We start from the raw sequence: 21,443 nt of genomic DNA on the forward strand, positions 1-21,443 counted from the left end.
AATCGGAGCGCAACGCTCACTGCCGTCAACCACAGCCGCCGGCCCGGCGGTGCTCTCCTCGCCCGGGTATCACTCGTGCGAGGAGGACCGCCGGGCCGGCGCGCGAGCGTCACCCCGACCGCCGTGCCAGGACACCCGGCGAACACCCGGCCAGTGACAGCCGGCGAGTACGCAGGCTTGCTCTTCCTCGCCGCCTCCCCCGGATCCACGCCGCCGACCAAGGCACGAGCAGCGCAAGGAATGCACCACCGCCCCAAAAGACCAGCACCGCCGGCGCCGGCACCTGCAGCGCGCAGGAAGATCACGGCCGGCATCCCCGCCTCGCCCGCCACACCCTCCCTCGGCGCCGCCGCCCCGGAACACCTCGAACAACACGGCCCCACCGCCGCCGTCTAGACACCCCTTCACCGGGAACGCCGAGCCACGCCCCCGCAACGACCCGTGAAAGGGTACGGCCAGGCCCCGGCTGAGGGAACCGCCACGCAGGCTTCACGCGCAGGACCTGTTGCACGCAGTTCGATCGCTCCGCGCATCCCGCGCGCTGACGCCCCCGGCCGGCACCACGCGGGGCAGGTCAGCGTGCGGGAAGCGCCGGCAGCATGACGTGGAACGAGGGCGCTCGAAAAATGCCCGGGCGCAGGCCGCCGAGTGTCTTCCAGCCCCAACTCTCGTCCAGCACCCGCACCTTGGGGTGCTGCTGGTCGACGAGGAGGGCGACGCGTTGTTCGGTGCGCCGGGTCGGCAGCGGCGCACGCACCGGCGCGGGGCACGCCGGACCGTCCGCGACTCGGGTACGGCGGCGATCCGAAATCCGGGCCGGGCCGGCGTGGCTGACACGGGCGCGCAGCACGCCGTTGGCTCTCCCCCGCTGGGCGCGAGCGACGGGGGCTTGCCGCGCAGGGTCCTGCTGACGTAGTCGCGGACGCCGGCCTAACCGCAGGGACAGCCCTGTTCCTTGATCTCCTCCCATAGCCTCCAGGCATGGGTGCAACCCTTCTTGCCAGCCCTGATCGAGGCAGGATTTGTAATCATCGAGCCTGGACGGCGGCGATCGGGTCGTCGACGCAGTCGAGTTCGAAGTTCTGGGCGACGGCGAGAGCGGCGAGTCGCGGCTGTCGTCGGCCGCCCGCGTGTGTGGGCTGTGTCCCAGGGATGGGTCCTTCGGCCCGCGCGGCAGACCTTGTCGCAGAGGGGCCGAGCGGTCGCTGCGCCGTGCGGGGCGGGCCGGCAGGCCCGTGGATGGTCTGCGGTGGTTACCGCGTCAGACAGGCGGTGCGGAGGCGGAGTTGAGGACATGGGCGATGCCGGTGTCCAGGTCGATGGAGTGGCCGGCGCCGAAGGCGCGCTGGTAAGCATCCTGCCCGAGGGCTTCACGGGTCTGGCGTTCGCAGACTTGGTGGGCCGCCACCATCGGGGGGATGCCCGCCTGTGGCCGGCCGAGCGTCTCCCACAGCTGCGCGGCCAGACCGAGCAGCCACGCGGCCTTACCGCGCCGGCCCGTGGCGGTGGCGGAGCGGGCCAGCGATTCCAGGGCGTGGCCGGTGCCCACGCCGTCGCGCAGCCGGTGTTTGACCAGCAGCGCGGCCCGGGCGTGCTCCTCGGCCTCCTGGAAGCGGCCCAGTGCCAGCTCGGCCTGGGCGCGGACGAAGTCGCCCCAGGAGCACATGCTGCGCTCGCCGCAGCGTTCACAGGCGGCACTCAGCTCGTCCAGCCAGGCGAGGGCTTCCTCGAAGCGGCCGGCGGCGACGAGCGAGTGGGGAAGGAGGACCAGGGCCGACAGCTGAACCAGGGTAAGTGGTTGCTCGCGCCAGTCCGTGGCGAGCTGGGCCCGGGCCCGGGACACCGTCTGCGCCAGGTCGCCGCGCAGCGCCCACGCCCGCAGTTCGGTGGCGGCCGCGTAACTCTGCTCCGTGTCGCCGAAGTGGGCGGCCAGGGCGGTGCACTCGGCGGCCCGTTCCTCAAGGGCGGGCAGATCGCCCAGGTAGAGCAGCACCTGTCCGCAGGCGTACAGGGCGTTCACCCGGGCCGGGGAGGGGGCGGGGTCGGCGGCCAGGGCCTGGTCCAGGTAGTGCCGGCCCTCTTTGACGAACCCGCAGCCCTGCCAGAAGAAGTACAGCGCTGCGGTCATCTCCAGCGCGATATGTCCCCCGGGTTCCGCCAGGCTGTACTCCAGCGCGGCGCGGAGGTTGTCGTGCTCGGCGGTCATCCGGTCGAACCAGGCGAACTGGTCGGGCCCGACCCAGGCGGCGTCGCCCCGGTGGGCCAGATCCAGGTAATGGTCCCGGTGGCGGCGGCGCAGTGTCTCGTCCTCGCCGAGACCGCCCAGCCAGTGGGCCCCGTACTCGCGGATGGTGTCCAGCATGCGGTAGCGCTCGCCGTTCCCGGTCGGCTCCCAGATCAGGATCGACTCCTCCGCCAACGCCTGCAGGAGTCCGGGCACCTGCTCACCGGGCACCAGCGCATCGGTGCACACCCGGCGGGCTGCCTCGGTGTCGAAGGTGCCGGCGAAGACCGACAGGCGGGCCCAGAGCAGGCGTTCTGCCGGGGTGCACAGCTGATGGCTCCAGCCGATCGCGGTGCGCAGGGCCTGATGCCAGGGCGGGTCGGCGTCGCAGTCCGCGCCCTCGGTGTTGCCAAGGACGGTGTACCGGTCCTCCAGGCGCTGGTTCAGCTCGGCCACCGGGAGTTCGCGCAGGCGGGCGGCGGCGAGTTCCAGGGCCAGCGGCAGGCCCTCCAGACGGCGGCACAGCGCGGCGAGATCGGCGCGGTTGGCGTCGGTGACGGCGAAGCCGGGCACGGCCTGCGCGGCCCGGTCGGCCAGCAGCACCACCGCGTCCGCCGCGTCGTCCTCGTCCGCCCCGGGGACCGGGAGCGGGTCGAGGGCAAGCACCTCCTCGAGGTGCAGGCCGACAGGACGGCGGCTGGTGGCCAGAATCCGCAGGCCCGGTGCGAGCATCAGCAGTGTCGCCGCCACCTCGCGGCACTCCTCCACCAGATGCTCACAGGTGTCCCACACCAGCAGCGCCTGGCGCCCGGCCAGGTACTCGGCGATCACCTCCAGCATCGGCCGGGTGGTCTGGTCGGCCAGCGGCAGCGCCTCGGCGATCGCGTACGGTAGTGCTCCCCAGCCGGCAGTGAGCGGGGACAGCTCCACCCACCACGCCCCGTCCGCGAAGCCGGGCTGCAGCTCGCCGGCCGCCCGCTGGGCCAGCCGGGTCTTGCCCACGCCCCCGACCCCGGTCACGGTCACCATCCGCGACCGCCCGCACAGCCGGGACACCTCCTCAAGCTCCGCCCGCCGCCCGACCAGACGGCTGCTCTCTCCGGGCAGGTTGCCCACCCGGCGCTCTGCCGCCATGACCGCCCCTTCCCCGTCAACGCCGCAATTCCTCGCGCATGGTGACTCGGTGTCAACCGCACGCTGGCCCCGCCCGCAACATGACCCACCGTCCGTCACCGGGAGACGAAGAGGGCGTCGCGTCATGCCGCCCGTGAGATCCGGAGGCGATCCGTGCCCGCCCCCGGAGAAGGAGCGCGGTCAGCGGACGTGCGGGCCCCACCGGGGCCCTGCCGCCTGTCGGAACAGTAAGAGGGAGCCCTGCCGTCCAGACCGGAAGACCGTTAACAGTTGACAACTGACCGCTCCTGAACGTTATCGCCGCCCATGATCACGCGGAAATGGTCACGGTACGAATCCCCGGCCGTCCGCCGCCCGTCGTACACCCTTCCGGTGACAGACGATGCCGGGAAGGAGCTCACCCCCGTCGGCCCCGCTACCCTCCACGTCTCGCAACGCCCAGGGGAACCATGCGCCGCATCACCGCCACCCTGCTCGCCGCCTGCCTGCTGCTCGCCGGGGCCGCGCCCGGCTGCTCAAAGTCCTACGACGAGAACGCCAAGGACTGCGCCACCGCCCTCACCGAGAGGACCGGAGGCAAGGCCGGGGACAAGCCGACCGTCAGGGACGCGGAGGAGCGGGTCGACGCGTTCGACGACACGCTCGCGGACATGGTCGACTCCGGGTACGAGGCCGCGGCCAAGGACGCATACGACACGGCGGAAAACAAGACCCGGAAAGGCGGGAAAAGCCGACCGGAGGCGTGCGAGCCGCTCTCGAAGGACGACTACACCCTGCTGCTCATGGCCAAGGCGATCGATGGTCTGGGATGGACGGGCGAGGGCGGGGAGTTCGACAAGCTGAAGATGGCGGAGAGCTTGGGCGACTAGCGTCTCTCTCCTCGTGGGCAGGCCGTGTCCGGGTGTTGTCCGGGCGGGACCTCGCGCTATCCGTATCCGTCCGCAGGAGGCCGCTGCGGTCCGCCACGGGCAGCACAGCACCTCTCTCGTACTCGCATAGCGCGTGATCAGCCCGCATCACGAGCCGCAGATCCGGCATGACCGCAAACAAAAGGCCCGCCACAGCGCGGCCCTTACGCATGGCCGGACCGTCAACGCTCCCCGGCTTCCACCCATTTGGGTCACCGCACCGCCATACCGCCTCCGCGGCAGGCACGCCCGGCGCATGATGCTCCCCTCATCGCAGAGCCCCGGGGGGAAACCATGAGCCAACCGCATCAGCAGCCCGGATGGGGAGCACAGCCTCAAGAGGCGCCCCAGCCGCAACCCCCGAAGAAGTCGAAAACCGGGAAGACCCTCGGGTTCGGTTGCCTCGGTGTCTTCGCTGTCATCGTCGTGATCGGCGTGATCGGCGCAGTTGCCGGAGGCGATGGCGACGACGGAGCCAAGGGCGACAAGGGCGACAAGGCCGCGACGGTCAACGACAAGCCCGAGTCCGGCGAGGCGAAGAAGGACCAGCCCGCCCAGGACAAGGCAAGCCAGGCAGAGCAGTTCAAGGCATGCGTCGCCAAGGGCGGCAGCGCGAGCGAGAAGGCAGCTGCCAAGCACGTCACCAAGGTCAGCGGCGCGGACAAGAACAATGACGTCCTCGACGCGGCCGAAGTGTTCACCGACTTCACCGGCGGGATCGCGGGCCCGCACGCGCCGCAGGGCAAACTCATCGCGAGCGCATTCGGCTCCTGCTACGACTCGCAGAACGGTCTGGTGACCGTCTACGACAAGAGCGGCGAAATCCTGTCGAACGGAAACTACTGACCGATCCGCGCTGACCCGGCCCGGCCTCTCCCGTCAGTGGCCGGGCCTTCGCACGCCCGCAGGAGGTGACCCTCGCACTCACCCTCACCCCCGACGGCACCCGCGCCCGGCCCGACACCCCCGCCAGCTCCTGGCCCCTCTGACCGCCCCGCACAGCGCCGGACACGCGCGAGCCCGCCACTACCGCGGTGGCGGGCTCATCGCTGCCGCCGGCCGCCCGCAGCCCGGCGAGGAGAAACCGGACCCGGCCCCGGGCTTCGGCACAGGGGCACCGACCCGAGGGGGTATCGGCAACGGCGCGCCCCAGCACCTTCGTGCAAGCCGATACCGCGCGAAGCGAGGCGCCCGGCCTCAACTCGCCCAGTAGCGGTACGCCTCGATCCACTGCGCACCCCCGGGGGCGGGGACGGGCAACGGCAGATCCAGGATGCCGATCGGCTGCCGGACACGGCCACGCGAGCACAGGGCGACGATCCCGCCGTCGGGCGAAAGGCCGACCCCGCGCACCGTCACCTCCACACCGAGAACCGCGGTGGTGAAGGGCACCTCGAGATGTTCCTCGAGCATGGTGAGCAGACCGGTGCGCTGCTCGTCCTCGCCCCAGGCGTCCACCGTCGCCTCTTCGATCAGGGTCTCGAGTTCGGCCCGGCCCAGCGTGCTCATGGCCTCACGGTAGCGGCCCCCGCCTTCAGGCCGGGACGGCTTTGCCGGATCTGCGATGCAGGCTGCCACCGGACTCGCCTCGGGTGAAGTGCAGGTCCGGCTTCTCCAGCAGTAATGCGTCCTCCGAGCGGAGCCCAGCGTGATACGGCGTCCGGAACATCGCATAGTCCCTTGCTGCGGGTCCGTACTTCCTGGCGGTCGCGAGCCTCTGTTTCATGAATGAGAAGAACTCGTTCACCCGCTCTGGTGTAGGCGGCAGCAGGGCCGGCGAGTCGTCCCGACATGGCGGGAGGCGTTGAATTCATCGACCGGCAGGCGAGACGGACGCCGAATGCAGCCTCGACCTCGGCCGCCTTGCAGGCCTGCAGGAACCGGTGGAAGCCCTTGAAAATCTGCCCGTACTCACGGCGGGTCGACGTCTTACGGCCCTGAACGGCCAGGTCTCCCACCACGCGGTCGTTGTCCTGGGGCGTGACTTCCCACGCAGGCCGTCCCAGCGCGGCGAGTGTCCGCTCCAGCAGACCGATGTCGTTGTCAATGGTCACCGGGCTGAACCCGCGGGCCCACCACGAGGCGACGAACGCGTCGACGCACATGGTCTGGAACTGCCACGGGTCCCTGGTCAGCGGCTCCTGCGGGACGGCCCCGCCCGCGATGACCTGCAGTCTCGCCTCGACCACCGGCACACCTTCCTCGCACCTCAACGGTCAAGGCAGCACCTTGAAAACCATGGCGCCACCGTGAGAACCACCGAGGACCGCAGGGACGGAATACGGGCAGGTGGCAGCAGCAACTCTTGTGAGGGAACAAGTGCCAGCCCCAGATGAACAGGGCCAGGTCTTCGGCGACTAGGTCCTCGCCACCGCCATCCTCGACCGGCTCCTCCACCACTGCGAAGTGACCTCCGTCAACGGCCCCAACTACCGGCTCAAGAACCGCCTCCAGGCCATCGAGCGGGACAACGACGTGGCCTGACGACCCACGAAGTTTCCGGCGGCCGAGCACTTGATCAGTTGTTGATCGCCCGCTGAAAGATCTCGGAGAACTCGCCGTTCCCGATCAGTCCGGCGATTACGTCGGTCATGTTCTCGATGCCGGGATCCCTGACGATCAGGCCGTCCGAGACCCAGAAGTACCGGCCCCCGAGGGCCTCGTCGGTCCCTGCCCAGAGTTTCATCAGACGCTCGACTTCCACGACGGTGAACACGGTCGCGGTCCAACGAGATCCATCCTTCAAAGTCACGAAGACATCGACGTTGCAGACCTCGCCCAACTCCTCGCCGTCGCTCGGCAGGAACGACGCCTCGAAGTCCTCCATGCGGACCCGATACCAAGGCTCGTCCCACCCTCGCTCGATCGGTCCAGGCGATGTGCTGGGGCTCATCGCGCGAGTGTCCCTGGTCAGGGCATCGATCTCAACCGAGATCCTCTGCCATGGTGCTGCCCGCGGTCCTCGCAGGCGGCTGCACCACCACCCGACCAACCCCGACGCGGCGCCGATCACCGCAGGAACGCCACACCTCACACCACTCGGGGACGCAACTCATAGAGGCAGCGCCATCGCCAAAAGGTCAACGAGGTAGGACCGAACCCGGAAGCGGGCGTAGCCCCTCGGACGGCTGCCGGTGGACAGTACTCCGCACGTCCCCGCCACCCGCGTGCGCCTGCAAGGCCTGCAGGGACTCAGAGGGGCGGGAGGAGCAGGGGCCGATAGTGTGACATCCGTCCGGGGACAAGCCGATGGGGGCAACGATGCGCATAGCGGTGACGGGGGCGGCGGGGGGCCTGGGCGGGCGGGTGGTGCAGTTACTCTCGGACCGGGACGGCGTGGACGTCGTAGCGATCACCAGGCGGAGGCTGTCCGCTGGGGCATTGCAGCCAGGGGTGGAAGCCGCCGTCGCCGACTACGCCGATCCGCCCGCGCTGCGTGCGGCGCTCAGGGGCGTGGACACCCTTGTCTTTGTCTCCAGTGACGGGCCCGATGCGCGGATGCTGCTGCACCACCGTAACGTCATCGCCGCCGCGGCTGCCGAGCGCGTGGGTCACGTAGCGGCGCTGAGCAGTATCGACGCCGACGCGGCATCCCCGTTCTGCTACGCCGTGGTCAACCACCTCACCGAGGATCTGCTGCGGGCCACCGGCATCCCGTACTCGATCGCCAGGGCGTCGCTCTACATCGAGTTCTTCCAGCACTGGCTCACCCGGGCCCGCTCCAGCGGGCTGCTGCAACTCCCGGCCGCGGACGGCCGGATCTCTCTGGTGGCCCGTGACGACGTCGCCCGCGCGCTCACCGCATTGGCGACCGGAGAACCGACTTGCCGCCACCATGACATCACCGGACCGGATGTCGCCGACCTGGCCGGCATCGCCGCGGTCGCGGCGCAGGCATGGGCAAGGCCGATCGCCTACCAGGACACCCCACCGCAGACGTTCCACACCCAGACCGCGGCGACCGGCCTGGATCCCTGGTGGGGCTACGCCTTCTCGTCCCTGTTCGCCTCGGTGCGCGAGCAGCGCTGGGACCGAGTCTGCGACCACTACACCCGGCTCACCGGCCGACTCCCCCTCGCACTCCACAACGTCCTGTCGACACACGCGGGAGAGCGGCAGGACAGTGCTGGGCCGGCCAGCAGCGACGCCCAGTAGGACCACCGGCCGCAGTGCCCAGGCGGATTCTTGGTCGGCTGCCAGAAGAAGTAGAGCGATTGCCCGGGCCCGGGTTCCTGCCTCTGGGCTTTCGGGCAGATCCTGTCGGCAGCGTGACGTGAGTGATCGGTGCTTGCATGGCCAGAGCCTGTCTTCCACTACGACGAGACAGCTCGTTTGTTGGTGAGGAGAAGGTAAAGAACTCCTTCCGCAGGGGAAGGACCGGCTGGGCGAGGGTTTGCGCCACTGCAGGTCACCGGCACACGCTCGAGCAGGTCGACGCCTGCCCGCACTGCCGCCCGGACACCGCGCCGGGCGTGCTGGAGGGACCGCATACCCTGTGCGGGAAGGGGAGTGCCGAGCGGGCCCGGGCGGTCTAACCTCACTCTCCAGACGTCAGGTTCTGGGGGCGCATGATCCTTGTTCTGCTTCCGATCGGGTACATCGCGCTGTTCCTTTCGTGGACGGTGATGCCCATCGTGCTGCCCAGAGACCGGCTCGGAACCTGGCTCACGGGAGCGCAGCTAGCCCTCTCAGTGACCGCTGCCCTGCTGGCAGGGTTTTCCGACCTCCCGCTGGCGCAACCTGCCGCGGTCCTCAGCGCCCTGGGCGGCGTCATCGCTGCCGTGCGGTTGCTGCTTCAACGAGCATTTAGAGACCGTCGCGCCGAGAGTGCCTGATGCCGTGCTCGGAGCGCTCCCTCTGTGGCCGTTATCCGGTTCAACGACAACGTCGGTCAGCTCGTGGGCTTCTGCCTGGAGTCGAAGATCCCGGACAGGGCCGAGGCCATCAAAACGCGGGAGGCCCTCCGCGGTCCGGCGAAGACATTCCTCGGGCACCCGGACAACGCCGATGCCAGGCAACAGATGAAGGACGCAGCGGAGACATTCAACAAGCTGCACAAGGAATGGTCGCAGTGGTACGCAAGTCAGGCTCCCCAACCAGGGTGAGCCCGACGGCGAGAAGCTGCCGTTAAAGATCAGGAAAGAGAGCGGGACCGCCGCCGTGAAGCAGCGGCCCCCGCTCTTTACGTCCTGTCGCCGGGTGGCGTGGAGAGGCCCCCTGGGCGGTGGTGCATGGTCGCTGCCGGTAGTTCGTTAAGTCCGGCGATAGTAGGTCAATGCCGTGTCCGGTGGCGACTGCGTCGATCAGGGCCTGGAGCTCGGAGGGCGGGTCCTTGTCCGTCCCGGCTCGCCACCAATGGTTGAGGGCGATGGAGGGAGCAAGCCAGGAACGGATCGCCCGTAACGCCCTGGGCGAGCAAGGCGATTGGGTCCGGTGGGGCTCGGTTGGGCCCCCTCTCTGGCGCCTGGCTGGGACACGGGTCCGGCGCGGTGGCATCCACGGGGCCGGGCGGGGCGAACCATTGGTCCCAGCAGAAGGAGAAGGCGCAGTTGACCAGGGTCATACCGAGGCAAGGCCGGACGAAAGGCGTGACCCGAGGGCCTCCACGTGATCACTCCCGGCGACATCGATGTCTTCCTCGGCCTGGACGTCGGCAAGGGCGAACACCACGCCACCGCCGTCACACCGGCCGGCAAGAAGGCCTCGCCCCCTACGGCCGGCTTGCCCGGGTCGGGAATTTCCGCCAGAGGTTTCGGGGCGGCGCTTCAGGCTGGCGTCACATGGCGTGCCCTGCTCCCTTCAGGCCCAGTTCGGCAGATCGGTACCCCATCGGGTCGGGGCACGGTTCCAGTTCGCGGGTGCGCCGTCGTAGTGGACCGGGGGCAGGGCATGACGCAGCAGACCGTAGGGCGATTCGGTCTCGGTGAGCCAGGATCCGGGGTCGTAGAGGTCGGCTTCGCCCTGGACGGGGGCGGGACGGATATCGTGCAGCAGCCAGGAGGCCGTTCCTGCCAGGGAGAGGCGAAGATGCCGCCCGCCGCCAGTGGCCTGGCGGTCGCTCAGTGCACGTAGGACGGCGGCGGCGAGCAGGTATCCGGTTCCGTGGTCCAGCGCCTGCGCGGGCAGCACGCCGGGGCGGCCGTCAGCCGTGGCCTCGATTGCGGCGATACCGGTACCGGCTTGGACCAGGCTGTCGAAGCCGCGACGATCGGCCCAGGGGCCGGACCAGCCCCAGGCGCACAGTTGGGCGACGATCAGGCCGGGATGCCGGGCCAGGAGCGCGTCGGGGGCCAGTCCGTGCCGGTCCAGGGCGCCGGGGCGGTATCCGGTCACCACGACGTCTGCCTGGCTGAGAAGGCCCTCGAAAGTGTGCCGGTCACCAGGGCTGGTGAGATCCAGCAGGGTGGAGCGTTTACCCACGCCGGTGTCGGCGTGGGCATCTGCGTCTTCGGCAAGCTGGGGGGCGTCCACACGCAGCACGTCGGCGCCCAGCAGCGCCAGTGTGCGTGTGCCGACGGGCCCGGCGATGACGCGGGTCAGGTCCAGCACCCGCACCCCTTGGGCCGGCACGCGTGCGGGCGCCAGCAGCCGGGGACTGCTCCGACCCACGCGCCGCGTCTCGACCAGCGCGGGTCCGGCCGCAGCGGGTGCGGAAGCCACGGCCACGGCCAGGCCGCCTGCCGCGTAGACGGTCTCCTGGACCTCCTGGGCCGCACGTGATGCCAGTTCCTTCGAGAGCATGCCCACCAGCGCCCGGTCATGCCCCGTGCCCTTGATGCCCAGTGCGCTGAGCAGCCGGGCACGGTGGTGCGGGTAGTTGGCGTGGGTGCGCACCCATCCGTCGGCCGTCTGCCAGAACCCGGACAGCGGAGCAAAGGAAGTCGGGGCCCGGCCGTCGATCCGCAGGTGGCGTTCACTGACGAACGCGGTGGCCACCGCCGCCTCGTTCACCCGCACCGCAGGCACCGGCACGCGGTTGCGCAGCGCCAGCAGTTCCGCCGCCGCCAGCGAGGACACCCCGACGCAGGCACGCGCCAGTTCCCTCACCGGCAGGCGCGACGGCAGGACAGCGCCCGCCCCCTCGAAGCAGACCCGCCGAAGCAGTTGGCCCCGGCCCCCCAGAGCCGCCCAGGCGTATGCGGCGGCCGCATCCTCGGTGTACGTCATCCGTTCATTGTGCGGCCTGGCCCCGGCACCAACTGGCGGCCGAGCGAGGAAATCTGAGAGGACGCTCCGGCTGAAGACGGGATGGTTCATGGGTTGTGCCAAGCTGTGGGTTTTTCGCTGGTTGCTCGTTTCGCGAGGTTGGGGATCATCGCGAGGCGGATCATGCTCTCGGAGCTGCGGACCGAGGGACCTGGTGCAGACTTGCCGGTCAGAACAGACCTGCTGCTGTGGGTTCGTGGCCGTTCTACCTCCGGAATCCGGGAACCCGTCGGTTTCGCGTGGCACACACGGTCAGAGGATGGGCGGCGTGTGTCAGTTCGCGGGCGGGCGGTTCAGGCGTTGGGTCAACCACGCCCTCAGTTCGTGGTGGCGGAACTCATAGGCCAGGCCGGCGACACGCAACAGGCCCGTTTCAGCGGCCCAGTTGAGGAATGCGCCCGTGCGCCAGGGCAAGCGGCCGCAGGCCCGCAGGCGAAAGGCCAGGTACCAGGCGCACCAGCGTGCCGGCTCGGCGAGCAAGCACCAGCCGAACAGGATGAGGATGTTGGCCGTGATGCCCGCCCACGCCGGCAGAGCAGGCCAGGTGTATTGCAGCGTGAAGAGCGCCGTCACTCCGGTTGCGGCCACTGCACCGGTCAGCAGAACCCGGCGTATGGGCATCAGGGGGCTGCCCGGAAGGTTGCTGCCGGGGTGAACGGCGATGAGAACGGGCCGTTTTCCGGTCAGGGCGGCCCAGGCGCTTGTGCCGGTGCTGCTCAGCCGGGCGAGAAGGATGAATGCGGGCCAGCCGACGGCTGCTGCCACCAGGGGGAGGAACACCGGGTACAGGCAGGACCAGTGCGGGGAAGGTGCGTTGTCCGCCCTGTCATAGAGGCTGGGCCAGTAGTGCACGCTGATCACCAGGGCGCCGCAGGAGGCGAGGGTGCAGAGCAGAGCAGGCAGGCAGGCGCGCATGCGGGTCTTGAATTCGGCAACTGCCTGCCAGTGCAGCTCGACGGGCTCGAATCTCACCATGCGGGGCCCGTGCGGGTCGCCGGCGGTGAAAGCGCCCAGGCCCGCGCCGAGGGCAAGGCACAACAGCCCGTTGAACACCACAGAGCCGCTTGCCCAGGGTGTGGCGGCCTGCGTGTTGGCGTATGCCCAGGGCGTGAAGAGCAGCGCTCCCAAGAGGGTTCCTGTGAGTGCGGCCGCCGCCCTGGCTCTGTAACCCCTTTGCAGGCCCCACAGTTCGTGCAGCACGACGGCCTGCTTGCCGCTGTCACGCAGGTACCGGGCCAGTTCACCGAGCCATCGCTCGGCGTCGCGCGGGCTGTAGCGTCGGCGTGCATCGAGCGGATGCAAGGCAGCGGCCGAAGATACGTAGAGGCCCAGGAGGTATTGATCGGCGTCGGCCGGGCCGCGTCGGGCGTGGTTGAGCAGCTCCCGGGGGTGGGTGCCGCCGGCCAGGGCTGCGGCGACCAGGGTGACACGCCACGGTGTGGACAACCAGGGCACGAGTGCTGCCGGGTCGCTTTCGTCCAGCACGTCCAGGAGCACCGCCAGGCGCTCGGCGGGCGTTGTGCTGCGCCGGGCGAGGTAGCCGCGGGCCTGGCCCGCGGTCAGCGGGGCGATCTGGATACGGACGGACTGGGCCAGAGCGTGGCCCGAGTCGGCTAGCGCGCGGTAGGGCCCACAACGGCAGGCGAGAACGAGGGGGGCGCCGTCATGGCCGTCGAGGTAGGCGTTGAGAGCCCTCATCACAGCGATGGCGCGCGGCGCGCCGGCATCAGGATCGCTGCCCGCGTCCATCTCGTCGAGTCCGTCCAGCACGGGCAGGATCCGGCGCTCGTCCACCAGTTGTTGCGCGCTGTGCGGCACGACGCCGTACTCGGCGGCGATGCGTCGTACCAGCCACACCTCGAATGCGATGCCGGTGTCCCAGTCGGTGAGCGCCAGCCGGATCGGTATCGGATGGTCGGCGGTGTCATCGTGCAGCAGGCCCAGCACCAGCTCGATGGTCAGGAAAGTCTTCCCGGCACCGGGCGGGCCCGTGACGACCAGCCTGCGCTTTCGCTGCGCGCGGTAGAAGGCGGCAATGCCCTCGACGTGACAGTCCGGGGCCGGACCGGCCGGGGCACCGCAGGACTCGTCCATGACCTGGAAGCTGAGGTTGATCGCATGGTGCCCGCGGCCGAGCAACTGGTAGCGCTGCGGCGCCCACCGCCTCTTGGATGCGGACACCAGATCCCCGGCCACCGTGTCCGCCCCGGGCTCCGCCCGGTTCTGCGTCCGGGCCAGCAGCAGCCCGTACACCGTCAGGGGCACGCCGATGACAGCAGCCCAGTCAGCCCCCTGGTAATCACCGCTCAGCCCCGCCCGCAGCGCCCAGATCGTCGCCGCGAACGCACCACATGCCAGGACACGGTTTCCCAGACGTCCGCGACGCCAACGCCGCGCTCCCCCATCGGACATGAGCTGATGATGCTCCGCAAGCCAGGCCCGAAACGGGAACGGAGACACCGGCCCCCCGGCTTCCGGCCACCCGATCGTAACCGTGCACGAAAACGCACCGCCCCGACCCGAACACCGTCAACAGCCGAAGCCTGCCGGACGCCACCGCCGTCCGTGACCACGTCGAAGCGTCCGGACAATGCCTGTGACCACACGAGGCACCCACGGAACCGCAGAACCTGTATCGAGTGCGGGTTCCGCATTCCCGTGAGCACCGGCCCCCCGGGAAGATCGCACGTTTCCGCGATCGGTGAGCACAGCTTCGGACGGGCGACCATGAGCAGAAATCCGAAGCCGCAAGGGTGCGGCTCCCGCCCTCTGCAGTGGCGGCATTCTGCCGTAGTCGAAGCAGGCCGGGTACAGGCGTGATGCCCTCCACGGGCAGCGGGCGAGGGTACTTCATCGATCGGCGCGAAGACCGGCCCCCCGACCGGCGATCACCGGCTGTGCTGCGTCACCTTCGGCAGTCGGGTGGGGCGCCGCGGCCGATGTCTTCGACTTCCCGCCGGTGCCGACGGATGCCGGGCTCCGGTCCTTGGGCTCTGCCGGCCGGGGCTGCACCTGTTGCCCGTGAATATCGCGTTGCCGGATCCCGGTCACCTCACCCGCTGCGTCGATACTGTCCGGGCGATGACGAAGCGGCGGGGGCAGTGGTGGAGTGGACGATCTGGGCCGGGTTCGCGGCCGGACTGCTGATCTCGACGGTGACCGCTCCGGTCGGCGTGTCCGGGGCGGTCTTCCTGCTGCCGGTGCAGCTCAGTGTCCTGGGCGTGCCCAGCCCCGCGGTCACGCCGACGAACCTGCTGTTCAATGTGGTGGCCGGGCCAGGCGCACTGTGGCGCTACCGCCGCGACGGCGCTCTGCGCGGCCAACTGGCCCGGCGCCTCATCGTCTGGACGCTGCCCGGCGTCATCGCCGGCGCCGCCGTCCGCGTCTTCGCCCTCCCCGGCCCCGGCATCTTCCGCCTCCTGGTCGCCGCCTTCCTCCTCCCGCTCGGCATCTGGCTGTGCCTGCGCGCCCTGCGCCCCGCCCGGCGGAGGCCCGAGGCGGCCGAACCGTCGGCGCCCGTGCTCGCCACTCTCGCCCTGACGGTCGGAGTGATCGGCGGGATCTACGGGATCGGCGGCGGTTCCCTGCTCGGGCCCATCCTCGCCGCGCGCGGCCTGCCCATGGCCCGCATCGCACCGGCCACCCTCGCCGCGACCTTCACCACCTCCTGCGCCGGGGCCGCAGCGTACACACTGCTGGCCCCGGTGAGCCCCGGGCCCGCCTCGCCCGACTGGTGGCTCGGCCTGGCCTGCGGCGCCGGCGGACTGATCGGCGGCTACCTCGGCGCACGTCTCCAGCCGCACCTGCCCGAGACCGCACTCCGGCTCCTGCTCGGCGCCCTCGCCACCGCCCTCGGTGCGCTGTACGCAGCCCGGGCCCTGGCCTGACAGGACGGCGGCCAGTGGCCCGTGCTGGGCATACCAGATGACCGTCATCCCAGTCACGCACGAAACGGTCCGGGCGGCAGCCGTCGTCGGCCATGCCCCGGGCGATCGACCCGGCGCCGGCCCGCACCGACGGCGGGCGCACCAACTGCGGGCCCTCATCGAGACCGACCGCTCCAGCACGAGCAGCGAACGCACGGCCTCCACACTGATCGAGTACGCCCGCTTCCACCGCTATCAGCGCTCCCCCGCCGGCCGCCGCACCCCCGCCCCCGCCCCCGCACCGGAGGTGCCCATCTGGATGCGCTGGTATCCCCTCGTCCCCCGCGTCCTGTTCGTCCTCACCCCGCGGCCTGGAGTAAGCCGAAGACGACCTCGCGGCGGCCCGTACCAGCCTCCGCCGCATGATCCGGGACGAAAGGCCGTGCCAGTGGCCGTTGACCCCGCCGAGTCCTATCTGTCCTGATCCCGAGCCCGGCGGCGGTGTTGGCCAAGTGCCCTCCGCCGCCGGGCGCCTCTATCGAGGCTCTACTCCTGATCGGTCGATTCGTGGGAGGAGGCCGTGAGCCCAGGCTGTGGCTGCTACGAGGGGCCGAGCGGCGGCGAGATCCTTCACCCTCGTACGCATCTCGTCAACGGCGGCTGTCTCGTACGGACAGGCCGCGTCGAGCAGGGTGTTGTGCCGGAAGACCACCAACGTGGAGTCAACCCGAGCGGCGTCGTCGAGCGCCTGCTGGGCCGCCGCGGAGCCCCTCTCGGCCTCACCCTCATCGAACAGTGCGGCGGCGAGCCCGACGCGGTCCATGACGCGGACGCGGTCGAACCCCGGCTTCCTGAGTTTCAGCGCATCCTCGAAGTGGGTGCTCGCTCGATTGCGGGAATGGCATCAGAGTGTGCCGGTGCCCTACCACTGGACCTGCGCTCGCATCCGGGCGCCGGCGACTGGGACGGCACCTCGGGACATGTTGACCGGACTAACGGCGGCGACATGCGGGTGTCTTGGAGTGTGAGGCGGACGCCGTCCTCGCCGCGCGGCTGCGCCCGAAGACGGCCGCCGAGTACGTCATTACCGGAAACAAGATCGGTGCCGACTTCAAACACGGTCTTTCCATGGCCCAGAGCGTCGAGCGGGCCCGAGCGCTGGACGCCGAGCACGGAGAGCTGCGCCGCCCGCCGTCGGGACCCGCCCTGTCCGGCTACGCCGGCAAGAAGGCCACCCGCAACTGCCTCGCCCGTGTCGAGCACGGCCGTCGGCCCGGCGGTCTGGCCCGCCACCCGCTCTGCCCGGGACCGGAGGCCAGCGGCCCGCTTGCAGGACCGCGAAGGATAAAGGGTGCTCAGCGCAGTTCCTCCGGGAGGTTGAAGCCCGACCGCGCGTTGAAGTAGTGCTGTACGCGTACACATGAGCCGTTGGTGCAGCGGCGGAATTCGTCGACGTCGGCCGCGTCCACGATCTCGGCGGCGTACTCGCGCTCGTCGGGGGTGAGTTCGCGGAACCGGTGGTAGCCGCGGCCACAGTTGCGGCAGTACCTGTTCCTAGCATCAGCCATGGCGACATCGTCCTGCAGAATCCCGCATACCGACAAGCCGGGGCCGGCGACCGGCGGACCGGCAGTCGCCGACGGGCCGTATCCGTGCGCGGGACTGGTGGTCAGCTCGTGCCCACCCGGTCTGCCCTGGCCGACACCGACACACCATGGGGCGGCTGGGAGCCCGGCACCACCGTCCAGGAGGGCGACTTCGGGGACGGCGAGAGCAAGGAGAGAAACGCGATGAACGGGGTGCTGCAGTGCGGGCCGAGCGGTGGATCCGGCCGGGGCTCAAGACTCCGGCCGGATCCACCGCTCGGGCAGATACAGCCCCGGTGGCAGCGGCTGCCGGGAGGTGGGATCAGTCCCGTCGGGGGACCGGGCACCGTGCCGGGAAGGCCGACCTCGCCGCAAGGCCTCAGCGGATGGAGGTGACCCGCTTCTCCTTCATTGCGGCGCAGTTGGAGCCGTAGACGGACACGTAAACGTTCTTGATGTTGCCGCCCCAGTCGACGCAGTGGCCCTTGCCGTAGACGGTGGCCGGCCCGGCGTAGGACGTGTAGCTGCCGGAGTCATAGGCCCCCTGGTCGGTGTCGGCGACGTAGATCCACGTCCCCGTGTCCACGGCCGTTCCGGGAGTGCTGCGGATGGTGGCCACGCAGTTGCGGCCGGTGGAGGCGTTGTACGTCAGGTAGACGGTGCCCAGCGAGCCCACCGGTGCGGAGTTGACGGTCTTGTAGCTGCTTCCGCAGACCTTCTGCGGGGTAGTGTTCGGCGCCGCGGATGCCGGTGACGTCAGGACCACTGTGGAGCCGGCCGCCAGCGCAGTCACCGCAGCTACGGACAACATGGCACGCTTAAGTTCCATATCTCCCCCTTGTGTCGCTTGAAGTGTTTCTTCCTGCTAGGTGTGACACGTCCGCTGGGGGAAGGGTTGTCCTGTGTTCTGCGGTGTGGCTGATAGCCGATTCATTGTCCGAGAACTGTGCCCCTCGTATGCGCTTGGCAGGGTACAGATCGCACCCGGACAGCGCCGATCGTGACGGTGGACCGGCCCTCCTCTCTCACCCACGCCAACTGCACGGCCGGGGGCAGCCGCGCTGGCTCGCCTCCGTCCAGGCCAAGGCCCACGCCTGATGCGGAACCTCACTGCCCACGAACGCAGCCAGGAGGTCACCGCGCATCACGCCAGCGGTAAACGGCAGCCGGCTGCGGTGCGAGGGCCTCCGTCTGCTGCCCTCTATGGGCTCCGTCGGGGACTGCGTGGACAACGCGATGACGGAGTCCTTCTGGGCCCGCGTTCAGGTCGAACTGCTCAACTGCGGACGCTGGAGGACGCGGCTGGAGCTGTCCACCGCGCTCTTCGAGTACCTGGAAATCTTCCGCAACCGACAGCGCAGACACTCCGCCCCCGGGCATGCTCAGCCCGGTGGAGTACGAAATCCGCACCCCACCACCAGCAGCCTGAACCCAAGCAACCCGACTCCACCCGACTCGGGCCAGTCCGGGGACGCCACAAATCCCGGTACAGCTCAGGCCCGGGCAACAGGCAAGACAGGCAGGCCAATCTGTAGAAGTGGTTTTTCTACCGCCCGCATTCTGGGAATTCCGGGGAGGCGTGCTTGTCGCATCGCCGGAACTCCGCCGGATCTTCCGTCAGTGGTTGACCCGGGGATGACCAGGAGGAGCAGGGCGCGCTATGGCTGGTGCGCGCGTCGGCGTGTTCTCCCGGTCGTTGCCACGCCCGGGAGAGCGTGCTGCCGCCGTTTGGCCGGGGCCGCCGGACTTGGGGTACGGGCTGTCAGTCGGTGCGGAAGCCGGCCATTACCGAGGCCGGGTAGCGGCTGCCTGCGGAGCCCCGGGGGAGGATTTCCCGGATACGGGCCAGGTCGCCCTCGGTGAGTTGCGCGTCGGTGGCGCTGGCGTTCTCCTGCACACGTGAGGCGCCGCGGGTGCCCGGGATCGGGACGACGTCCTGGCCCCGGGCGAGCAGCCAGGCCAGGGCGAGCTGGGCGGGGGTGATGCCCTTGGCGGCGGCGAGGTTTCGGAGTTGCTCGGCGGCGTTCAGGTTGTAGGCGTAGTTCTCGCGCTGCCAGCGCTCGTCCCAGCGGCGCATGTCGTCCTCGGGGTACTCGGCGGCGGGCTTGACCACGCCGGAGAGGAAGCCGCGGCCGAGCGGCGAGTACGGCACCAGGCCGATTCCCAGCTCGCGCAGGACCGGAAGGATCTCGTCCTCTACTTCGCGTTCGAAGATCGAATACTCGTACTGGAGGGCTGTGACCGGGGTGACGGCGTGGGCGCGGCGGATGTACCGGGGGCCTACGTTGCTCAGGCCGAAGTGCTGCACCTTGCCTTCGGTGATCAGGTCGCCGACCGTGCCGGCGACCTCCTCGGCCGGTATGTCGGGGTCGCTGATGTGCTGGTAGAAGAGGTCGATGCGGTCGGTCTGGAGGTAGCGGAGGCTGTTCTCGGCGACCTTGCGGATGTTCTCGGGGCGGCTGTTGACGCCGCTTCCCGGCGTCTTGGTCATGTCGAAGCCGAACTTGGTGGCCAGGACGACCTCGTCGCGGAAGTTCTTGACTGCGTTGCCGAGCAGCCTCTCGTTGCTGCCGGTGCCTTGTCCGTACACCTCGGCGGTGTCGAAGAAGTCGACTCCCAGTTCGTGGGCGCGGTGGATGGTGGAGGCGGCGTCCTCGTCGTTGGAGGGGCCGTAGGCCATGGACATCCCCATCAGGCCCAGTCCAAGGGCGGAGACGCGCAGTCCCCGCTGTCCCAGGGTGCGGTGCTGCATGAGATCGCTCCTCGTGTCATGTCGGCAGCCGGCCGACCAAACCAAACTGTTCGGTGTGAACCTACGCCTGCCCAGGGTGCTGCGCAAAACCGAACGGTTCGGTCGCCTATCCTGGACTCATGTCCCGCTCCACCAGCCCCGGCCAGACCCCGGACGCCGCCATCGCGGGCGAGTCCGCCGACTCCACGCGCCAGCGGATCGTCGCCGCAGCCACGCAGGAGTTCGCCCGGCACGGGATCGCCGGCGCCCGTGTGGACCGCATCGCCAAGCAGGCCAGGACGAGCAAGGAACGTGTCTACGCCTACTTCCGCAGCAAGGAAGCCCTTTACGCGCACGTCGCCGAACGCGAGACGACCGCACTCGTCGAGGCGACTGAGCTGGATCCCGCCGACCTGCCCGGTTACGCCGGAATCCTCTTCGACCACTTCGCGGCGCGCCCCGATCACTACCGCCTGATCACGTGGGGCCGCCTGGAACTGGCCGAGTCCGCAGGCAACACCGCCAGCCGCCTCCAGGACACGATCGCCGGCAAGCTCGACACACTCCGCGACGCTCAGCGCACCGGGCTGCTCGACCCGGTCTGGGACCCGGTCGACATCCTCGCCCTGATCAACCAGATCGCCATGACCTGGGCAGCGCAGCCCGAAATCGCCGCCGCTGCCGCAGACCAGGCCGCGGACGCCTCCATCACCGCCCGCCGCGCCGCACTGGTGACCGCCGTCGAGCGCATGTTCCCCCGCCTAAACTGAGGCAGAAGCCCAAACCGTTGGGTTTGACGCACACCCCCGGGTGTGTCCGTCGAAGGTGACCTGGCGGACGAACGCGCGGTCCGCCGCCGCGGGAGTGAGGACGTCGAGCCCGCGTCCAGCCAGACGGCCGGCGACGGCAGTGACCATACGGATGGCGGCAGCAGCCCCCGTCAACGGCTGTGCCGGCCAGGAGCCCGGCGATACCCGACACCCGTCCCCGGGTCAACCCCCGAAGGACTTCCGGAGCCGACCACTTAGTCACTTTTCTCTTCAGCTTCCCACTGGCCAGATTCGCTATTCCATTGAAACCCATCAATGGACACCGTAGCGACTGCCACAAAACGCCAATCATTATCGCGCCAAGCGATTACATAGTTCTCGACCAGTTTATCTCTAAAGTCATTGAATAGTGGCTCCCCTGATTTGGTGCAGCCCAGCAAGAGCTTCTACCGGGACGCCGGGTTCGATCATCACAATCCATCCCGCACACTCCACGAACTCGATCTTCTGCTCCGCAGTGGACTCATGGTCCTCTTGTCCGCCACCACGCATTCGCCGAAGGCGGCTCAACGTGTCTTCCAAGGTCACACCAACAGTAACCCCTACCCTGTTTCCGAGTTCGGAAAAAATGGCTTGGAGAAACGGCGCTGCGGCCATCCCGGCCAGAATGCTTTCGAGGTTTAGCTGACCCGTCGGGTTCGTTTCATGGTCCGTCGGCCCCGTCGAACCCGGCACGGGAGTTGCACCCTCCCGGCGCTCCGGGCTCACCTCGTCCATGTGCCTCATACGCCCCCCGATGCAGCCATGCCGTGCGCTGCACCACAGGGGCCACAGCGAAGTTCCGGGTGGCACAGCGTAGTGATGCACCCCGGCACTGTGGAAGACCCCTCCGAACGGACCCGCGACCCCTACCTCGCAGCCGAGGAACGCTAATCGCCCTCATCGCACGCCCGTTGATGGCGTCCCATGAAGTGGTGTAGCCGGGCAGTGGACCGGAGTGCGCGGCTGCTTGCCCGGG

General features: G+C 69.5%; 20 protein-coding genes and 2 pseudogenes. 9 read left to right on the forward strand and 13 right to left on the reverse strand.

Annotation, left to right across the window (positions count from 1 at the left end):
• Window positions 1-574 precede the first annotated feature (574 nt).
• Both IE226_RS42030 and IE226_RS42035 read right to left on the reverse strand, forming a co-directional pair.
• Window positions 575-757 (reverse strand): hypothetical protein, encoded by a 183-nt coding sequence (locus tag IE226_RS42030; protein WP_190086811.1) that lies wholly within the window; start codon window positions 755-757, stop codon window positions 575-577.
• A gap of 504 nt (window positions 758-1,261) precedes the next feature.
• A complete protein-coding gene (locus IE226_RS42035; protein ID WP_190086812.1) occupies window positions 1,262-3,358 on the reverse strand; it encodes an ATP-binding protein in 2,097 nt (698 codons plus the stop codon).
• Window positions 3,359-3,807: 449 nt separating this feature from the next.
• Between IE226_RS42035 and IE226_RS42040 the strand changes: the two genes are divergently transcribed.
• Both IE226_RS42040 and IE226_RS42045 read left to right on the forward strand, forming a co-directional pair.
• A complete protein-coding gene (locus tag IE226_RS42040) occupies window positions 3,808-4,227 on the forward strand; it encodes a hypothetical protein (protein ID WP_190086813.1) in 420 nt (139 codons plus the stop codon).
• A 333-nt stretch (window positions 4,228-4,560) separates the two neighbouring features.
• Window positions 4,561-5,112, forward strand: a complete 552-nt coding sequence (locus tag IE226_RS42045) for a hypothetical protein (protein ID WP_229871939.1) — start codon at window positions 4,561-4,563, stop codon at window positions 5,110-5,112.
• Between the two features lie 351 nt (window positions 5,113-5,463).
• Here IE226_RS42045 and IE226_RS42050 read toward each other — a convergent pair whose 3' ends face one another.
• Window positions 5,464-5,775 (reverse strand): hypothetical protein, encoded by a 312-nt coding sequence (locus tag IE226_RS42050; RefSeq protein WP_190086814.1) that lies wholly within the window; start codon window positions 5,773-5,775, stop codon window positions 5,464-5,466.
• Window positions 5,772-6,455: a hypothetical protein gene (locus IE226_RS42055; RefSeq protein WP_229871940.1), complete on the reverse strand. Its 684-nt coding sequence runs from the start codon at window positions 6,453-6,455 to the stop codon at window positions 5,772-5,774. Before IE226_RS42055 ends, IE226_RS42050 begins: the two co-directional genes overlap by 4 nt.
• 145 nt (window positions 6,456-6,600) lie before the next feature.
• Here IE226_RS42055 and IE226_RS44675 point away from each other — a divergent pair.
• Window positions 6,601-6,750 (forward strand): annotated as a pseudogene (locus tag IE226_RS44675) (ATP-binding protein); the annotation flags it as partial.
• A 34-nt stretch (window positions 6,751-6,784) separates the two neighbouring features.
• Here the strand turns inward: IE226_RS44675 and IE226_RS42060 are convergent.
• Window positions 6,785-7,159: a hypothetical protein gene (locus IE226_RS42060; RefSeq protein ID WP_190086815.1), complete on the reverse strand. Its 375-nt coding sequence runs from the start codon at window positions 7,157-7,159 to the stop codon at window positions 6,785-6,787.
• Window positions 7,160-7,527: 368 nt separating this feature from the next.
• On the opposite strand from IE226_RS42060, the gene IE226_RS42065 reads away from it, so the two are divergent.
• The 3 genes from IE226_RS42065 to IE226_RS42075 all read left to right on the forward strand — a co-directional run bounded on the left by IE226_RS42065 (window position 7,528) and on the right by IE226_RS42075 (window position 9,371).
• On the forward strand, window positions 7,528-8,421 hold the full coding sequence (locus IE226_RS42065) for an NAD(P)H-binding protein (protein WP_190086816.1): 894 nt from the start codon (window positions 7,528-7,530) through the stop codon (window positions 8,419-8,421).
• A gap of 413 nt (window positions 8,422-8,834) precedes the next feature.
• Entirely contained in the window at window positions 8,835-9,101 is a 267-nt protein-coding gene (locus IE226_RS42070) for a hypothetical protein (protein ID WP_190086817.1), read from the forward strand.
• A gap of 24 nt (window positions 9,102-9,125) precedes the next feature.
• Entirely contained in the window at window positions 9,126-9,371 is a 246-nt protein-coding gene (locus IE226_RS42075; RefSeq protein ID WP_190086818.1) for a hypothetical protein, read from the forward strand.
• 167 nt (window positions 9,372-9,538) lie between these two features.
• On the opposite strand, the pseudogene IE226_RS45505 reads toward IE226_RS42075, so the two are convergent.
• From IE226_RS45505 to IE226_RS42085, 3 genes and pseudogenes are all read right to left on the reverse strand, one after another.
• Window positions 9,539-9,826: pseudogene (locus tag IE226_RS45505) on the reverse strand (IS701 family transposase); the annotation flags it as partial.
• A gap of 239 nt (window positions 9,827-10,065) precedes the next feature.
• Window positions 10,066-11,283, reverse strand: coding sequence for a CoA transferase (locus IE226_RS42080; protein WP_190086828.1), 1,218 nt, complete (start codon window positions 11,281-11,283; stop codon window positions 10,066-10,068).
• Window positions 11,284-11,745: 462 nt separating this feature from the next.
• Window positions 11,746-13,884: an NACHT domain-containing protein gene (locus tag IE226_RS42085; RefSeq protein WP_190086819.1), complete on the reverse strand. Its 2,139-nt coding sequence runs from the start codon at window positions 13,882-13,884 to the stop codon at window positions 11,746-11,748.
• Window positions 13,885-14,576: 692 nt separating this feature from the next.
• Here IE226_RS42085 and IE226_RS42090 point away from each other — a divergent pair.
• Together IE226_RS42090 and IE226_RS42095 are read left to right on the forward strand one after the other, a co-directional pair.
• Entirely contained in the window at window positions 14,577-15,359 is a 783-nt protein-coding gene (locus IE226_RS42090) for a sulfite exporter TauE/SafE family protein (RefSeq protein WP_190086820.1), read from the forward strand.
• Window positions 15,360-15,396: 37 nt separating this feature from the next.
• Window positions 15,397-15,822 (forward strand): hypothetical protein, encoded by a 426-nt coding sequence (locus tag IE226_RS42095; protein ID WP_190086821.1) that lies wholly within the window; start codon window positions 15,397-15,399, stop codon window positions 15,820-15,822.
• 51 nt (window positions 15,823-15,873) lie between these two features.
• Here the strand turns inward: IE226_RS42095 and IE226_RS42100 are convergent, their stop codons facing one another.
• The 4 genes from IE226_RS42100 to IE226_RS42115 all read right to left on the reverse strand — a co-directional run bounded on the left by IE226_RS42100 (window position 15,874) and on the right by IE226_RS42115 (window position 19,676).
• Window positions 15,874-16,161 carry a hypothetical protein gene (locus IE226_RS42100; RefSeq protein ID WP_229871942.1) on the reverse strand — a complete coding sequence of 96 codons (288 nt, stop codon included), beginning with the start codon at window positions 16,159-16,161 and terminating at the stop codon, window positions 15,874-15,876.
• A 532-nt stretch (window positions 16,162-16,693) separates the two neighbouring features.
• Window positions 16,694-16,906: a hypothetical protein gene (locus tag IE226_RS42105; protein WP_190086822.1), complete on the reverse strand. Its 213-nt coding sequence runs from the start codon at window positions 16,904-16,906 to the stop codon at window positions 16,694-16,696.
• Between the two features lie 397 nt (window positions 16,907-17,303).
• Complete coding sequence (locus IE226_RS42110; protein ID WP_190086823.1) at window positions 17,304-17,753, reverse strand: spore-associated protein; 450 nt, start codon at window positions 17,751-17,753, stop codon at window positions 17,304-17,306.
• Between the two features lie 933 nt (window positions 17,754-18,686).
• Window positions 18,687-19,676, reverse strand: a complete 990-nt coding sequence (locus tag IE226_RS42115) for an aldo/keto reductase (protein WP_190086824.1) — start codon at window positions 19,674-19,676, stop codon at window positions 18,687-18,689.
• A gap of 119 nt (window positions 19,677-19,795) precedes the next feature.
• On the opposite strand from IE226_RS42115, the gene IE226_RS42120 reads away from it, so the two are divergent.
• Window positions 19,796-20,425 (forward strand): TetR/AcrR family transcriptional regulator, encoded by a 630-nt coding sequence (locus IE226_RS42120; protein WP_190086825.1) that lies wholly within the window; start codon window positions 19,796-19,798, stop codon window positions 20,423-20,425.
• A 399-nt stretch (window positions 20,426-20,824) separates the two neighbouring features.
• Here the strand turns inward: IE226_RS42120 and IE226_RS42125 are convergent, their stop codons facing one another.
• Window positions 20,825-21,202 (reverse strand): hypothetical protein, encoded by a 378-nt coding sequence (locus IE226_RS42125; protein WP_190086826.1) that lies wholly within the window; start codon window positions 21,200-21,202, stop codon window positions 20,825-20,827.
• Between the last annotated feature and the right edge of the window lie 241 nt (window positions 21,203-21,443).

Source organism: Streptomyces longisporoflavus (genome assembly GCF_014649775.1).
Taxonomy (GTDB): domain Bacteria; phylum Actinomycetota; class Actinomycetes; order Streptomycetales; family Streptomycetaceae; genus Streptomyces; species Streptomyces longisporoflavus.

Bases quoted from the DNA above. Each gene is read 5' to 3' on its own strand.
- IE226_RS42035 (WP_190086812.1), bottom strand. From the start codon at position 3,358: ATGGCGGCAGAGCGCCGGGTGGGCAACCTGCCCGGAGAGAGCAGCCGT.
- IE226_RS42105 (WP_190086822.1), bottom strand. From the start codon at position 16,906: ATGGCTGATGCTAGGAACAGGTACTGCCGCAACTGTGGCCGCGGCTAC.
- IE226_RS42125 (WP_190086826.1), bottom strand. From the start codon at position 21,202: ATGGACGAGGTGAGCCCGGAGCGCCGGGAGGGTGCAACTCCCGTGCCG.
- IE226_RS42070 (WP_190086817.1), top strand. From the start codon at position 8,835: ATGATCCTTGTTCTGCTTCCGATCGGGTACATCGCGCTGTTCCTTTCG.
- IE226_RS42060 (WP_190086815.1), bottom strand. From the start codon at position 7,159: ATGAGCCCCAGCACATCGCCTGGACCGATCGAGCGAGGGTGGGACGAG.
- IE226_RS42065 (WP_190086816.1), top strand. From the start codon at position 7,528: ATGCGCATAGCGGTGACGGGGGCGGCGGGGGGCCTGGGCGGGCGGGTG.
- IE226_RS42050 (WP_190086814.1), bottom strand. From the start codon at position 5,775: ATGAGCACGCTGGGCCGGGCCGAACTCGAGACCCTGATCGAAGAGGCG.
- IE226_RS42085 (WP_190086819.1), bottom strand. From the start codon at position 13,884: ATGTCCGATGGGGGAGCGCGGCGTTGGCGTCGCGGACGTCTGGGAAAC.
- IE226_RS42045 (WP_229871939.1), top strand. From the start codon at position 4,561: ATGAGCCAACCGCATCAGCAGCCCGGATGGGGAGCACAGCCTCAAGAG.
- IE226_RS42100 (WP_229871942.1), bottom strand. From the start codon at position 16,161: ATGGACCGCGTCGGGCTCGCCGCCGCACTGTTCGATGAGGGTGAGGCC.
- IE226_RS42120 (WP_190086825.1), top strand. From the start codon at position 19,796: ATGTCCCGCTCCACCAGCCCCGGCCAGACCCCGGACGCCGCCATCGCG.
- IE226_RS42040 (WP_190086813.1), top strand. From the start codon at position 3,808: ATGCGCCGCATCACCGCCACCCTGCTCGCCGCCTGCCTGCTGCTCGCC.
- IE226_RS42110 (WP_190086823.1), bottom strand. From the start codon at position 17,753: ATGGAACTTAAGCGTGCCATGTTGTCCGTAGCTGCGGTGACTGCGCTG.
- IE226_RS42095 (WP_190086821.1), top strand. From the start codon at position 15,397: ATGACCGTCATCCCAGTCACGCACGAAACGGTCCGGGCGGCAGCCGTC.
- IE226_RS42115 (WP_190086824.1), bottom strand. From the start codon at position 19,676: ATGCAGCACCGCACCCTGGGACAGCGGGGACTGCGCGTCTCCGCCCTT.